Here is a 15119-nt window from a genome sequence, read left to right as displayed (position 1 = left end):
AGGGTCACCCGAGGTCTCCTGCAACTTTGCGAAGGGCCTCGTGACGGGCTGCACTTGTTGGTTTAGCGGTTGAGGTGGCGCGTCCGGTGCGCAGCGCAAGAGCGCGCTTCTCATTCATCAATTCGGCGACTTTGCGCAGACGGGCGAAGATATCGTCATCTTCACTCGGCTTGCTCGATGTCGCGGGCGTTGTTTCTGTCGGCAGCGTTTCCGTCTGCGATACTTCGACTGGAAGCTGCGCAGGGCGGTCAAATGATGTTTCGACAATCGTTTCACCATCGACGCCGAGCAGAACCAGATGTTCGCGGTCGTCCCGGCGGATGATGACCATGCGGCGTTTGGTGTCGAGGTTGAGGCTTTCAACAATTTCAAGACGCTTCTTGCTGGCGCGGCCACCTGTGGCCGTTCCCGGCGCCAGGCCAAAGCGTTTGGCGAGCAGGGCAACACCGCCAATCAAACCCACCACAAACATGAGGGCGAAGAAGAAGCGCATGTAATCGGCATATTCCATGTCGGCTCTCGCAGCTTTTATCTCTGGCCTGCGGGCGGGCGCATCAAGGCGCGGCTCTCGCAGACGGGTGATCAACTAGGCAGGATTTTCCGCCTACGCGCTTAACAACCGATTAAGGCTAACGAGACCTTTCCACTTTTCTATGTGGCTGCAGTGTCTTGCGAGAAAAATGCCTGTGGATGGTTCGTTTAAGGCCTTCTTAATTCGCCCGGCAGATACTGCCTACTCAAGACGAACCCAGGACGGGTTTAGCAGCGCAGACCAGCGCGCCTTCCACATCAGAAATTTATGCCGTGGAATTTCCGTCCGTCTGCTGAGCAGTTGCTCGGCCAAATACCTGGGGTTCGTTGCGTATGGCTTTCTCAGATATTCCTCTTTTCGGCATGCTGCGCGAGCGGATGCACTGGGTGCAGGCGCGCCAGAGTGTGCTGTCGCAGAACGTTGCCAATGCTCACACGCCTGGCTTTACAGCGCAGGACGTCAAGGAACCTGACTTTAAAAACGTGCTCAGGAGCACGACGTCAGGCACGCTTCACATGGCATCGACGCGAGCAGGGCATCTATCCGGCTCCACGACATCTACCAGCGCGCGGGGAGATTTTTCGACCCGCAATGCACCCGACAGCGAAACATCATCCAACGGCAATTCCGTGGTGCTTGAAGAGCAGATGATGAAAGTCGCTGAAAACCAGATGGACTATCAGACCGCCACCACGCTCTACAGCAAGGGTCTTGGCATGTTGCGTATGGCCGTAACCGGCCGCCAGTCCTAGGCGCTGACGCTTAATAGAGGAGACACGATTATGGATCTCATGAAATCAATGCTGATTGCCGCATCCGGCCTGAAGACGCAGGGCGGACGTATGCGGGTGATCGCAGAAAACATGGCCAATGCAGGGTCCACGGCGAAGACGCCGGACGGTGACCCGTATCGCCGGAAAATCCCTACCTTCACCACCGAGCTTGACCGCGCCAATGGCGTTGAGCGGGTGAAGATGGGCAAGATCGAGCGCAGCACCAGCGCGTTTGGTGAGCGCTACGAGCCAGGGCATCCGGCGGCCAATGACAAGGGTTATGTGAAGACGTCCAACGTCAACAGCATGATCGAGAGCATTGATATGGGTCAGGCCCAGCGCGGTTATGAAGCCAACCTCAATGTCATCAACACATCGCGCCGCATGCTGAATGCGACGATTGAACTGCTGCGCCGCTAACGCGCTGCCTGAACAGGAGCAAAGCTCATGAGCATTAATGTAGCCAACGCCGCGGGCGCCTATACCGACGCCATCAAACGCATGGCCCAGTCATCCACCGGTGAGGCCGGCGGCCTTGCTGACGGCGGCAAGAACCCGGTTGCCTCTTTTGGTGACGTGCTGTCGCAGCAGATGAAGGGCATCGAGTCCACGTCTCGGGCCAGCGAAGCCGCTGCCACACAGGCCGCTGCCGGTCAGGGCAACCTTGTTGACCTCGTGACGCAGGTCGCGGAAGCCGAAGTCATGCTGCAGACAGCCGTCACCGTGCGTGACCGCGTGATCTCGGCGTATCAGGAAATCATGCGGATGCCGATCTAACCGGCATTTGATGGGGCAATCCAAAAGGCAAACGCTCGGGACCAAAATAGGGGCGTTTGGGGGAGTAGAAGACAATGCTGACAGGGCCTGAGGTTCTGGATATCGGACGCGAAGGCATCTGGCTGCTGTTGCAGCTGGCGGGTCCGCTGATGCTTGTAGGTCTTGTTGTCGGTCTGGCGATTGCGCTGGTTCAGGCACTGACGCAGGTGCAGGAAATGACCCTGGTGTTTGTGCCCAAGATCATCTCCATTTTTCTGGGGCTCATTGTTGCTCTGCCATTCATGGCGTCGGTGCTTGCGGCCTATATGAGCCGCATCAGCGGCCTGATCATCGGCGCTTAGGGCTCAACAGCGCTGATGATTTTTTCTCTGCCCACTGACATTCTGCCTGAAACAGCACTGGTCTATGTGCTGGCTTTCGCGCGCATCGGCACGGCCATGATGGTTCTGCCGGGGCTTGGCGAAATGAGCGTCAGTGCGCGTATCCGACTGGTGATGGCGATCGCGGTCACAGCGGTTCTGGCGCCGGTCATTGCAGAAACCTATCCGGCGATGCCGCTGGGCGTTGGGTCGATGGCCGCCAGCATGATTGGTGAAATCGGCATTGGTCTTTTCATCGGTTTGACCGCGCGCATGTTCATGAGTGCGCTGCAGGTTGCCGGTACCATTATTGCGTTTCAGACGGGTCTTGCCTTTGCCATGAACATGGACCCGACCCAGGGTATTCAGGGTGCCATTGTCGGTACTTATCTGGCCGTCCTTGGCACGGCGATGATTTTTGTGACTGACCTGCATCATCTCATGCTCATCGGCCTGCGTGACAGCTACACGCTGTTTCCGCCGCTGGGTGCGTTTCCGACGGCTGATTTTCTGGCGGTGGCGGTAGATACCATGGCCAGCGCCTTCACACTTGGGGTCAAGCTTGCGGCGCCGTTCATTGTGTTCTCGCTGGTTTTCTATTCGGGCATCGGCATCCTGTCGAAGCTGATCCCGCAGGTGCAGATCTTCTTCGTGGCAATGCCTGCCAACATTCTGGTTGGCTTCATCATCATGTTCATGATGCTCAGTTCCATCATGCTCTACTTCCTGGAGCATTTTGAAGCCGTGCTGCTGCGTTTCATCATCTAGGATCGGGAGGCCGCGCACGCGATGTCGGACCAACCCGACCAAAGTGAAAAAACCGAAGACGCCTCGTCGAAAAAGCTCGAGGAGGCGCACAAGAAGGGTGACGTTGCCAAAAGCCAGGAGGTCAGTGCCTGGTTCGGCATGATCGGCATCGGCATCATTGTGGCTTTGTTTGCGGGGCCCATGGCGGCGCAGCTTGCCGCACCTCTTTCGACATTTATTATTGAGCCGCACGCCTATGACATGGATGGCGGCAATATTCTGCGCATCATCCAGCAGCTGGGCATTGCGGTGGTCGCTGCCCTTGGTCTGCCGATGCTGGTGCTTGTGGTGATGGCCATTGCGGGCAATCTGGTTCAGCACAAACCGGTGTTCTCTGCAGAGAACATGAAGCCGAAATTCTCCAAGATTTCTCCTTTGGCGGGCCTGAAGCGCATTTTCGGGCCGCAAGGCATGATGAACTTCTTCAAGGGTCTGGCGAAGCTGGTGATCGTCTCGCTGATCGCGTTCTGGGTCGTGTGGCCCGAGCGTGACATGCTTGGGATGTTGATGCGCGTGGATCTGGCCGTGGTGCCGGGGGTTCTTCAGGAAAAAGTGCTCAAGCTGATCGGTGGTGTCATCGCCATCATGACGGTGATTGCCGGCATCGACTTTGCGTTTCAAAAAGCGCAATGGGCCAAGAAGCAGAAGATGACCCAAAAAGAGGTCAAGGACGAATACAAGCAGATGGAAGGTGACCCTGCGGTCAAGGCCAAGCTGCGGCAGATTCGTCATGAGCGTGGCCGCAAGCGGATGATGGCGCAGGTGCCTGAAGCATCTGTGATTGTCACCAACCCGACCCACTATTCCGTTGCGCTCAAATATGAAGAGGGCATGGCGGCGCCTATCTGCGTGGCCAAGGGCGTGGACCGGATGGCCTTCAAGATCCGGGAAATCGCCAAAGAACACGACATTCCGCTGGTGGAAAATGTGCCGCTGGCCCGTGCGCTTCACGCCACCGTTGAGGTGGATGATGAGGTGCCGCCAGAGCACTACAAGGCCGTGGCGCAAGTCATTGGCTATGTGATGCGCCTCAAGGGTAAAATGCGCCGAGGCTCAGCGCGCACCTGATTCCTTTCTGATGCGCCGCCAAATGGCCTCATGCGTCGGGTAGATACTCTGCCCCCGGGGTAACCCCGGACAAAGCGCATTTGATGGAGGCCTCAAATGGCAAGCCCGGCAGACCCCGCCGTTTCACCTTCTGACGACGCAGACACGCCAGCACCGGCTCCCGCGCAGGCTGAAACTGTCGCTGCGTCCTCGCCGCCACTTTCTCTTGTAGAAGAGACAGGCGGGGCGGCTGTGTTTGAGCCGGCACCTGAAGACCTTGATCAGGCACCCAAACCGGCAGGCCGCTGGCTGGGCCTGTTGCTGAGTTTTGTTGGTCTGGTGGCAGTCGGCTTTGCGCTGCTCGACCCCGGCTCCATGGGGCAGATCGCGTTTTACATTCTCGGCGGCTTTGGTGCGCTTGGGCTGCTCGTGGTTGCCGGCATTTTTGCGGGCCTTGTCCGGCTTGATCTGCGCGGCCGGATGCTGGGCGAGCGGCTGGCAGCGGGCCTGGCTGAAACGTCTGACCTGGCGCAGGCGGTCACCAATGATCGCGGTCGCATGGTTTACGCCAACAAGGCCTTCATGGCGCTGGCGGGTGGCCGCAAGCTGCGCAGTGCGGAAACCGTGCTTGCCGGGGCGGGTGACCATGATGACGCAAGCGACGAGGGCGAGACTGCTGGTGCGCGGGCCTTCCGGCTTGCGCGGGCGGCGCGCTCGGGCAGCGATGCCAGCGAAGAAATTTCTCTCAAGACTGCTGAAGGGGATACACGGGCAGTGGTTGCCAGCGTGTCGCCGCTGCCTGCCGAACTGGCGCCGGGCAGTGTCGGTCAGACCTATGCGCTATGGCGGGTGGCGGACCAGACCGCGTCTCAGGAGCGGCTTGAGGCCAGCGAGCGGGAGTCCCTGCGCCTTGGGGCCTATCTCAACGGGCTTGTGTCCGGCGTCTGTGCGCTGGATGAGCAGGGACGTGTTCTCTATCTCAACGGCACGCTGGCGGGCTGGGTCGGCATTGATGCGGCGACGTTTACGGCAGGTGCGCTTGAATTTGACAGCCTGTTGGCAGGCACCCGCGTGCCGCTGGGCAAAAACGCCGGTGAGAACGGCATCAAAGTGTCCGACGCTGATCTCAAGCCACGTGGTGGCGATGCCTCGGGCGCGGGCGTCGTGCCGGTGCGCATTGTTCAGCGTGATGGCAACATGCCCGACGGACGTAAAGTTACGTTCCTGGTGCTGCATGACCGCCGCACGGATGCAGGCGGTGACTTACTGGATGCAGCCGAAGTGCGGTTTGCGCATTTCTTCAACAATGCGCCCATTGGCATGGCGACGGTGAATGGCGAAGGGCAGGTGGTCTCCGTCAACCGCACGTTCCGGGACATTGTGGGTGAGGCCTTGCCGGAAGGGTCGCTGACCGGCGACAAGAAGAAGACGGTTTTGCTGTCTGACCTTGTGGCGCATGAGGACCGGGCCGCGTTTGACACGGCCATTCTGGATGCCGCCAAGGGCGAACCGGACAAGGGGCCTGTGGATGTGCGGCTGCTGCCGCCAACGGGCGTCGAGACACCTGAGAACGACAGCGGTGAAAACGATAAGGTGCTGCAGGCCTATATCAGCCGCGCCGGGTCTGCCGCTGACGATGACGGTAAGGACAGCGATGCGCGCGTCATGATCTATTTCGTGGACCTGACCGAGCAGAAGACCCTGGAAGTGCAGTTCGCCCAGAGCCAGAAGATGCAGGCGGTGGGGCAGCTGGCAGGCGGCGTCGCGCATGACTTCAACAATCTGCTGACCGCGATCATCGGCTTCTGCGACCTTCTGCTGGTCCGCCACCAGCCGGGCGACCCTTCCTTTGCGGATGTCATGCAGATCAAGCAGAACGCCAACCGGGCAGCAAACCTTGTGCGGCAGTTGCTGGCGTTCTCACGGCAGCAGACCCTTCGCCCGACGGTGCTGATGCCGACGGACGCGCTGGCCGATCTGTCCAATCTGTTACGGCGGCTGCTGGGCGAAACGGTGGATCTCAAGATGGTGCATGGGCGCGATCTGTGGACCGTCAAGGCGGACCAGAACCAGTTCGAGCAGGTGATCATCAACCTTGCAGTCAATGCACGCGACGCGATGCTGGAACCGGACGCGGAAGGCAATATCGGCGGCTCGCTGACCATCCGCACGGCCAACGTCACCAAGGACGATGCAGCCGCGCTGGACCATGCCATCATGCCGGCAGCGGAGTATGTGTTGATTGAAGTGAGCGACACGGGCTGCGGCATCGCCAAGGAAAACCTCGGCAAGATTTTTGAGCCGTTCTTCTCCACCAAGGAAGTGGGCAAGGGCACTGGGCTGGGTCTCTCGACGGTCTACGGCATCGTCAAGCAGACCGGCGGCTATATCTTCCCGTTCTCGACGGTGGGCACGGGCACGAGCTTCCGCATCTACATCCCGCGCCACATTGAAACCGAGAAGCCGAAGGAAGCTGTTGCTGAAACAGCGAAGAAGCCGGCTGATCTGTCGGGCAAGGGGACGGTGCTGCTGGTGGAAGACGAAGACGCCGTGCGCAGCTTCGCCGTCCGTGCGCTGGAGACCCGTGGCTACACGGTTCTGGAAGCGGCGTCGGGCGAACACGCCCTTGAAGTGATGGAAGACTTTGACGGCGAGCTGGACGTGGTGGTGTCAGACGTGGTGATGCCCAACATGGACGGGCCGACCATGGTCAGCCACCTGGCCAAGGTGAAGCCGGGCCTCAAGATCATCTTCATCTCCGGCTACGCCGAAGAAGCCTTCAAGAAGAACCTCGACAAGGACGTGGAATTCCAGTTCCTGCCCAAACCGTTCTCGCTCAAGCAGCTGGCCGCGAAGGTGAAAGAGGTGATTGAGGGGGAGTAGTATGATGGTCAGTCTGGATCGGCTAGAACCGGCAGCCTCGCCTCGCCCATCGATTGTTGAGTGTTGTGCCGTTGAGCAACAAGCGGATGTTATTCTGTGAACTGTGACCCGGTCATATTTGTGTGGATTTCGCTCATTTCGATGGCGTTATTTCACAGCTTGGCAAGAAGACAACTCGAAAGAGAAATCGCTGAGCTTGGGCTCGACTCCTTAGATAGCCGTGCAGACGTGGCCGGCTATGGGAAACTCTACCAGCATTTGTTTCGCGAGAATCGTGGAACATGCTTTAGAGCGTTCATGATCCTGCATGTCATGTCCGGCGTCAGCATTTTCTACGCAAGTCAGATTTCTGCCTATGTGTGTGGATGAAGCTGTTTCCTGCGCTCAATTTTGAGCACGGACTGAACTGGCGGTCGTGTAACAAATATCGCTAGGAGCTTGCTGAAGAGAGTAATACCTCTTTTAGACATCAAGTTTCATCAGAAGCCGCATTTCGTGGAAGCTGCCAAAGACCGTTTCAGGTTGACCCGTTCCGGCTTCAAGCATTTGCGTATCGCTGGGTCATGCGTGTCACTATTGTCAGTACCGACACCACCATCCACGTTCCCTCCAGCACCACGAACGGCATGTAGTCGATGAGCCAGGACGCATAGGCCGCGAGCCCGGCGCCGACGGAGTTCATGGCCGGGTAGGTCAGGCTCTCGTGTCGCAGATGACCCGTCAGGTTGAGGGCGAAGGCCAGCAGCAAGAGGGCGACGCCGGTGGAACCGATCCAGTCGGCGGGCGCGAGGTCCGGCATGGCCCTCTAAGCCTCTGCGTCTGTCATCTTGTCGAGCCACCACTGGTTCATCTGCCAGATGCTTTTTTCCAGCGGCGATAGGCGGCCCTGTTTGGTCAGGGGGGCGTTGAGGCCGCGCCAGACCAGATCGTTGGCCTCAATGTCTTCGTTGTGGATGAGCATGAGCATTTCGGCTGTGGCGTCGGCGCCTGATCCGTCCTTGTCCTGTTCGGCAAGGTGGCGGGGCAGGCAGAAGTGAATCTTCAGCATCAGCTGGTCATGGGAGTCCGGCAGGACCTGGTACCACGCGGTGCCGGTGCCCTGAATGCCCAGCAGGAAATGCGGGAAGATAACGCTCGCATAGAGATCACCACCGAGCGAGCTGTCGGACGCGTCCTCAGGATTGTCTGCGGCCGGGTCATGTTCGGCACTGGTCGGCATGTGGAGGATCGACCATGGGCCGCCTTCAAGGTCTGACGCTGCGGCGCCGTTATTGTCAGGCACGTTGCTTTCAGCCGCCGGGAAGACAGGGCCGAAGGTCGTCGCGTGGGTGGCGATGTGGTGGTAGGCCTCCATGAAGTTTTCGACCAGCACCTTCCAGTTCCAGTTGCTGGGGAAATCGAGGGTCTTCACCACCACCAGGTCGTCGAGGTTGAATTTTTCGAAGTACTTCGTGAAGCCTGCAACCTGCGGCGCGAAATGCTCTGCGTCCTCATCCAGATTGGCCATGATGAAACCGTTCCAGATTTCCGTGCGGATCTGCGGCAGGCGACAGCCTTTTTCGGTGGCGCTCATCTCGTCAAACCCGTCGGCACCGTTCATCAACGGGGTCCGGACGAGTTCACCCGCCGTGTCATAGCTCCAGGCATGATAGGGGCAGGTGAAGAGATTGCGGTGTCCGGCACCGTCCTCGGTTAGCGGTGCAGCGCGGTGGAGACACACGCGGGACATGGTGCGGATGGTGCCGTCCTTGCCGTGGACGACCATGACCGGCTGACCAAACAGATCAATCGAGATGTAGTCGCCGGGCTTGGCCACCTGATCCACACGTGCCAGTGGCAGCCAGCTTTTGCGCATGATGAGTGAGACTTCGCGCTCATAGATCTCCGGGTCCGTATAGGCAGCGGGGGGCAGGGTATAGGCCTGCGCCAGTGGTTGCCGCACGCGGGCGATTTCCTCGGCGGAGAGTGCGGGCATTCTGGTTTGCTGAATGGTCATGACGGTCTCCCTTTTTCGTAAGCTGTGTTTGTCTAAGCGGCTGGTGTGAGCCAGTCGGTCATGCCCAGCTCGGCCATGACGTAAGTGCGCCAGTCTTCATCGGACATGGATGCGCGGGCGGCCGCGACTTCCGGCGCAGACTGGCCGGGGTTCCAGCGCAGTTTTGGTTCCGTTGTTGTGGCAGCCTCCAGGACCATGTCGGCCACCAGTTGCGGATCTTCACCAGCGACTTCCCCTTCCGCCGTTGAGGCAACCACAGCATCATTGAAGCCGTCGTATGCGTTGCCGCGCTCGAAGAAGCTGGAAGCGTCCGTGTTGTGCATGCTCATGCCGGTGTTGAAGAAAGCTGGGCGGATGGTGCTGACGTGAATGCCGAAGCGGGCCACTTCCATGGCGAGTGACTCTGCCATGCCTTCCAATGCGAACTTGCTGGCGCAGTAGATGCTCTCGCCCGGTATGCCGGTGACGCCTGCCATGGAGGTGACGAAGAAAACGCGACCTGCACCCTGCTTGCGCATGGCGGGCAGGGCGGCGCGGGTCATGTCCACGGCTGAGAAGAAGTTGGTCTCCATGGTCTGGCGAATGTGGTCGTCGTGGAGCGTTTCCAGCGCCCCGAAGCTGCTCATGCCCACATTGTTGACCAGCACATCGAGGGACCCGGTGTTTGTGAGTGTCTGCTCGACGACGCGGCGATTTTGAGCCGGGTCCAGAACGTCATGCTCCATCACGTCGAGACGGACATTGTGATCGCGGGCCCACTGGGTCAGCGGGGCGCCGCGTTCCGCGTTGCGCATGGTGGCGACCACGTCAAAACCAGCCTTGGCGAGTGTTTTGGCGGTGATCTGGCCGAAGCCCGTTTCGCGAGAGCATCCGGTGATGAGTGCGGTTGGCATGATGTGTCTCCCCAGCCTGTGTTTCGCTGTGAGTAGCACTGGAGATTAGCTAGAGTCAATTAATATTGAACGGTTGATATAAAATAGACAAAGGCAGCGAACAGTCCTAAACAGGGTCCATGAGCGATACAGCCACTTCAGCGGCAACGTCGGCGCCCAAGCGCCGCCCTGTCGGACGTCCTCGCGGCGACGGGAAGCCGCATCTCACCCGCGATATGGTGCTGTCGGCGGCTGCCCGGTTGATGGCGATTCACGGATATGGCGGCACCAGCATCCGGATGATTGCCAAGGACCTCAAAGCGTCTCCGGCATCGCTGTTCCATCTGTTCGAGTCGAAGGCGGAATTGCTGAACGAGCTGATTGCTTTTGCAGCTGCCCCCTCGCTGGCCTTTTATGCCCAGGTCAACGAGCTCGACCTGCCGCCGGATGTGACGCTCTACAAGAGTGTGTTTGAGGAAACCCGGATGGTGGCGTCGTTTGATCGCGAGCAGGCAGGGCTGTTCTATCTGCCGGAGCTGCGCCAGCCGGAGTTTGCCACCGCCCAGCAGGTGCGCGCCGACATGGTGACGCATTTTCATTGGCTGATTATCGAAGGCTGCACGTTGGGTCTGATGGCCACGGCGCATCCCGCTCTGGCAGCGGAACAGGTATTTCAGCTCACGGAAACCAGCATCATGGCCGGTGAAAATGTGGCGGACCTGACGCCCGATGAGCAGGCATTGGCTGCTGCCGACCTGGCCCTGCACGGGCTTTTGGTGGATCCGGCTCGGCTGGAGAATATCCGCCAGCAGGCTGCGCAAATTGTGCTTACTATCGACCGTATCGCGGTGGAGTGATTCACCGGCACGCCGGATGCCAGTTTTGGCTCCACGGGCGAGAACATGCCGGGAACGAATGTTCCAAAACCGTAAGTAATTCAACGTTTTCTACTCGTTGCACCAAAATGCTTGCGAGTGAGAACAAACTGTGTACATTAACCCCATGAGTCAGGGAAATGCGGGTGGCCGCACTCCCTTTCCCCCGGCCAATATCAGGTTTGAGGGGCGCTGACAGAAGGGGTTCAAAATGGGCGAGAATGTAGTGAGTTTCAAAGACAAGAACGTGGACAAGTCGAAAGCGCTCGAAGCGGCCCTTGGCCAGATCGACCGCGCCTTTGGCAAGGGCTCCATCATGAAGCTTGGCAAGGATGGCCAGGTTGTTGAGATTGAAGCTGTGTCCACGGGCTCGCTCGGGCTCGACGTGGCGCTGGGTATTGGGGGCCTGCCGCGCGGACGCATCATCGAAATTTATGGTCCTGAATCATCGGGTAAAACCACGCTGGCGCTGCACACGGTTGCCGAAGCGCAAAAGAGCGGTGGCATCTGTGCTTTTGTGGATGCGGAACACGCGCTGGACCCATCCTATGCTCGCAAGCTGGGCGTTGATATTGACGAACTCCTGATTTCGCAGCCGGATGAAGGCGAGCAGGCCCTTGAGATTGCTGACACGCTGGTGCGCTCCGGTGCCATCGACGTGCTGGTGATTGACTCAGTGGCGGCCCTGACGCCGCGGGCTGAGCTTGAAGGCGATATGGGTGACATGCAGCCGGGCATGCAGGCGCGCTTGATGTCCAAGGCGCTGCGCAAGCTCACGGGCTCGATCTCCAAATCCAACACCATGGTCATCTTCATCAATCAGATTCGGATGAAGATCGGCGTGATGTTCGGCAATCCTGAAACCACCACCGGCGGCAACGCGCTCAAGTTCTATGCCTCTGTGCGCCTTGATATCCGCCGCATCGGTGCCATCAAGGATCGGGACGAAGTGGTGGGCAACCAGACCCGTGTGAAGGTGGTGAAAAACAAGGTCGCGCCGCCATTCCGGCAGGTGGAGTTCGACATCATGTATGGCCAGGGCATTTCCAAGACCGGCGAGTTGCTGGATCTGGGCGTCAAGGCGGACATCGTCGAGAAGTCCGGTTCCTGGTTCTCCTATGACAGCCAGCGCATTGGTCAGGGCCGTGAAAACGCCAAGAATTTCCTCAAGGAAAACCCTGATATTGCCGATGATATCGAGCGTCGGATCCGGGCGGATGCCGCCGGTGTCGTTGAGCTTGCGGGTGAGGAAAACGAGGCGGATGAGGACGACGCGACGGAAGAAGCCGTTTAGGCTTTTCGTCCACAGGCAGGCTATCTCGGCGATGACGAGGCCCTGCTGTCACAGATAGAAATATGGCTGATATCAGTCATGAAGGGCGCATGGTACTTCCATGCGCCCTTTGTCTGTATAAGGGCCTATATAAAGGGTGAGGGGCCCCGCGCGAATCTGCGGGTGTCCTTCTGTCTCCCTATCCGCAGCTAACGAATAAGAGTGCAGGTTCAGGCTATGACGAGCGTCAATGAAGTCCGCCAGACGTTTATCGATTTCTTCGATGGCAAAGGGCATACCCCCGTCGCATCGGCGCCACTGGTGCCGCGCAATGACCCCACACTGCTGTTCAACAATGCGGGCATGGTGCCGTTCAAGAACGTGTTTACCGGTGCTGAGAAACGCGACTATGTGCGCGCGGTCTCATCGCAAAAATGCGTGCGGGCGGGCGGCAAGCACAATGATCTGGACAATGTGGGCTACACGGCGCGCCACCACACCTTCTTTGAGATGCTCGGCAACTTCTCCTTTGGGGACTACTTCAAGGAAGAAGCGATTGCCTATGCCTGGGAACTGCTCACCACAGACTACGGCCTGCCCAAGGACAAGCTGACCGTCACCGTCTATCACGAAGACGAAGAGGCGCCGGTCCTGTGGAAGAAGATCGCAGGCCTGACAGACGACCGGATCATCAAGATCGCCACTGCGGACAATTACTGGTCCATGGGCGACACCGGCCCGTGCGGTCCGTGCTCTGAAATCTTCTTTGACCATGGCGAGAAGGTGCCCGGTGGTCCTCCCGGTTCGCCGGACGAAGACGGTGACCGGTTCATCGAAATCTGGAACCTGGTCTTCATGCAGTTCGACCAGCAGGCAGGCGGCGAGAAGGTCGCCCTGCCCAAGCCATCCATTGACACCGGCATGGGCCTCGAACGCATTGCGGCCGTGCTGCAGGGCAAGCACGACAATTACGACACGGACATGATGCGCGCGCTGATTGAAGCATCCGCTGACGCCTCAAGTGTTGCAGCAGATGGTGACCATGCGGTGAGCCATCGGGTGATTGCAGATCATCTGCGCGCCACAAGCTTCCTGATTGCTGACGGCGTGCTGCCGTCCAATGAAGGCCGGGGCTACGTGCTGCGCCGGATCATGCGCCGGGCCATGCGCCATGCGCACATCATTGGCGCAAAAGACCCGTTGATGCACAGGCTGGTGCCGGCACTTGTGACCCAGATGGGTCAGGCTTATCCGGAGCTGCAGCGTGCTCAGGCCCTGGTGACAGAAACTCTGAAGCTGGAAGAAGAGCGCTTCCGCGTCACCCTTGATCGCGGTCTCAAGTTGCTGGACGACGAAGTGGCACAGCTTGGCGACGCCAAGACGCTCGCCGGCGAAGCGGCCTTCAAGCTCTATGACACCTATGGTTTTCCCCTTGACCTCACCCAGGACGCCCTGCGGACCAAGGGCATTGAGGTGGATACGGACGGTTTTGATGCGGCCATGGCACGTCAGAAGGCGGAAGCGCGTGCGGCGTGGTCGGGCTCCGGTGATGCTGCGACGGAAGTCATCTGGCTGGAACTGCGTGACGAGCACGGCTCGACTGAGTTTCTTGGCTACGACACGGAAGTGGCAGAGGGCAAGATCGTTGCACTGCTCAAAGATGGTGAACTGGTCGATGCGCTTGGTGAAGGAGACGAAGGCTCCGTCATCGTCAACCAGACACCGTTCTATGCGGAGTCCGGTGGCCAGATGGGTGACACCGGCATCATGATTGGTGCTGAGGGTATTGAGTTTTGCGTGACGGATACCGCCAAGCGGGGCGGGGACCTGCATGTGCATGTGGGCAAGGTCGCCAAGGGTGGCCTGACCACAGGCGGCATTGTTGAACTTCGGGTTGATGGCGAGCGCCGCTCGCGGCTGCGGGCCAATCACTCGGCAACCCACCTGTTGCACGAAGCACTGCGCCGCGTGCTTGGCGATCATGTCACCCAGAAGGGCTCCATGGTGTCGCAGGACCGGCTGCGCTTTGACATTTCACACCCGCGGGCCATCACGGCAGAGGAACTCGCTGAAGTCGAAGTCATCGTCAATTCCGTGGTGCGCGACAACAGTGACGTCACCACGCGTTTGATGACACCGGACGAAGCAATCGAGGCCGGGGCGCTGGCGTTGTTCGGCGAAAAATACGGCGATGAAGTCCGTGTGCTGAGCATGGGGCATTCCGGACCACAGGACCGGGCAGGCTTTTTCTCGACAGAGCTTTGCGGCGGCACCCATGTGCGCCGTCTGGGCGACATTGCCCTGATCAAGATTCTTTCCGAGAGCGCAGTCTCCTCAGGTGTGCGCCGCATTGAAGCGCTTACTGGTGAGACAGCACGCCAGCACATGGCATCACAGGAAGCCAAGGCGAAGGCAGCAGCTGACGCCCTCAAGACCAGCATTGATGACTTGCCTGGCCGCGTTGCGCAGCTGGTGGATGAGCGCAAGAAGCTGGAACGTGAGCTGTCCGAAGCCCGTAAGCAGGCAGCTCTTGCCAGTGCTGGTGGCGGCGGCGGCGCTGCAGCTCCTGCCGTTCAGGAAATTGCGGGCATCAAGGTCATGGCGCGTCGTCTGGATGGCGTTCCAGCAAAGGAACTGCGGGGCCTTGTCGATGACGGCAAGAAGGAAATCGGGTCCGGTGTCGTGGCTGTTGTGGCCATCGCCGACGGCAAGGCAGCTGTTGCCGTTGGGGTGACGGATGATCTGACGAGCAAGCTCAGCGCGGTTGATCTGGTGCGGGCAGGGTCTGCTGCGCTTGGAGGCAAGGGCGGCGGTGGCCGACCTGACATGGCGCAGGCTGGTGGGCCTGATGTGGACAAGGCAGATGAAGCGCTTGCCGCCATCACCTCGCAGGTGGCTGAGCCTGCAAGCGCTGCGTGAGGTGAG

The 15119-nt window shown here is 59.4% G+C and carries 14 protein-coding genes; 10 read left to right on the top strand and 4 right to left on the bottom strand.

Features of this window, described 5'->3' with window-relative positions:
• Positions 1-4: 4 nt before the first annotated feature.
• Positions 5-511, bottom strand: coding sequence for a FliO/MopB family protein (locus tag ABXH05_RS01010; RefSeq protein ID WP_353559384.1), 507 nt, complete (start codon positions 509-511; stop codon positions 5-7).
• A 353-nt stretch (positions 512-864) separates the two neighbouring features.
• Between ABXH05_RS01010 and flgB the strand changes: the two genes are divergently transcribed.
• From flgB to ABXH05_RS00975, 7 genes are all read left to right on the top strand, one after another.
• The gene (gene flgB, locus ABXH05_RS01005) at positions 865-1284 is read left to right on the top strand and encodes a flagellar basal body rod protein FlgB (RefSeq protein ID WP_353559383.1); all 420 of its coding nucleotides are present in this window, start codon (positions 865-867) and stop codon (positions 1282-1284) included.
• 30 nt (positions 1285-1314) lie between these two features.
• On the top strand, positions 1315-1725 hold the full coding sequence (gene flgC / locus ABXH05_RS01000; RefSeq protein WP_348141197.1) for a flagellar basal body rod protein FlgC: 411 nt from the start codon (positions 1315-1317) through the stop codon (positions 1723-1725).
• Between the two features lie 27 nt (positions 1726-1752).
• Positions 1753-2082: a flagellar hook-basal body complex protein FliE gene (fliE, locus tag ABXH05_RS00995; protein WP_052535011.1), complete on the top strand. Its 330-nt coding sequence runs from the start codon at positions 1753-1755 to the stop codon at positions 2080-2082.
• A gap of 77 nt (positions 2083-2159) precedes the next feature.
• Positions 2160-2423: a flagellar biosynthesis protein FliQ gene (gene fliQ / locus ABXH05_RS00990; protein ID WP_353560962.1), complete on the top strand. Its 264-nt coding sequence runs from the start codon at positions 2160-2162 to the stop codon at positions 2421-2423.
• 15 nt (positions 2424-2438) lie between these two features.
• Entirely contained in the window at positions 2439-3209 is a 771-nt protein-coding gene (gene fliR, locus ABXH05_RS00985) for a flagellar biosynthetic protein FliR (RefSeq protein WP_353559382.1), read from the top strand.
• 21 nt (positions 3210-3230) lie between these two features.
• Positions 3231-4316, top strand: a complete 1086-nt coding sequence (gene flhB / locus ABXH05_RS00980) for a flagellar biosynthesis protein FlhB (RefSeq protein ID WP_353559381.1) — start codon at positions 3231-3233, stop codon at positions 4314-4316.
• A gap of 96 nt (positions 4317-4412) precedes the next feature.
• Positions 4413-7178, top strand: coding sequence for a response regulator (locus tag ABXH05_RS00975; protein ID WP_353559380.1), 2766 nt, complete (start codon positions 4413-4415; stop codon positions 7176-7178).
• A gap of 538 nt (positions 7179-7716) precedes the next feature.
• On the opposite strand, the gene ABXH05_RS00970 is transcribed toward ABXH05_RS00975, so the two are convergent.
• The 3 genes from ABXH05_RS00970 to ABXH05_RS00960 are packed head-to-tail and all read right to left on the bottom strand — an operon-like array spanning position 7717 to position 10067.
• Positions 7717-7977 (bottom strand): CBU_0592 family membrane protein, encoded by a 261-nt coding sequence (locus ABXH05_RS00970; protein WP_353559379.1) that lies wholly within the window; start codon positions 7975-7977, stop codon positions 7717-7719.
• 6 nt (positions 7978-7983) lie between these two features.
• A complete protein-coding gene (locus ABXH05_RS00965) occupies positions 7984-9174 on the bottom strand; it encodes an aromatic ring-hydroxylating oxygenase subunit alpha (protein WP_353559378.1) in 1191 nt (396 codons plus the stop codon).
• A gap of 32 nt (positions 9175-9206) precedes the next feature.
• Positions 9207-10067, bottom strand: coding sequence for an SDR family oxidoreductase (locus tag ABXH05_RS00960; RefSeq protein ID WP_353559377.1), 861 nt, complete (start codon positions 10065-10067; stop codon positions 9207-9209).
• Between the two features lie 119 nt (positions 10068-10186).
• Between ABXH05_RS00960 and ABXH05_RS00955 the strand changes: the two genes are divergently transcribed.
• From ABXH05_RS00955 to alaS, 3 genes are all read left to right on the top strand, one after another.
• Positions 10187-10903 (top strand): TetR/AcrR family transcriptional regulator, encoded by a 717-nt coding sequence (locus ABXH05_RS00955; RefSeq protein WP_353559376.1) that lies wholly within the window; start codon positions 10187-10189, stop codon positions 10901-10903.
• A gap of 229 nt (positions 10904-11132) precedes the next feature.
• Positions 11133-12215, top strand: a complete 1083-nt coding sequence (recA, locus tag ABXH05_RS00950) for a recombinase RecA (RefSeq protein ID WP_353559375.1) — start codon at positions 11133-11135, stop codon at positions 12213-12215.
• 216 nt (positions 12216-12431) lie between these two features.
• Positions 12432-15113, top strand: a complete 2682-nt coding sequence (gene alaS / locus ABXH05_RS00945) for an alanine--tRNA ligase (RefSeq protein WP_353559374.1) — start codon at positions 12432-12434, stop codon at positions 15111-15113.
• Positions 15114-15119: the final 6 nt, after the last annotated feature.

The organism is Pyruvatibacter sp. HU-CL02332 (assembly GCF_040362765.1).
Lineage (GTDB): Bacteria > Pseudomonadota > Alphaproteobacteria > CGMCC-115125 > CGMCC-115125 > Pyruvatibacter.
Note: the sequence above shows the minus strand (reverse complement) of the source record. Positions and strands in the feature narration are given on the sequence as shown.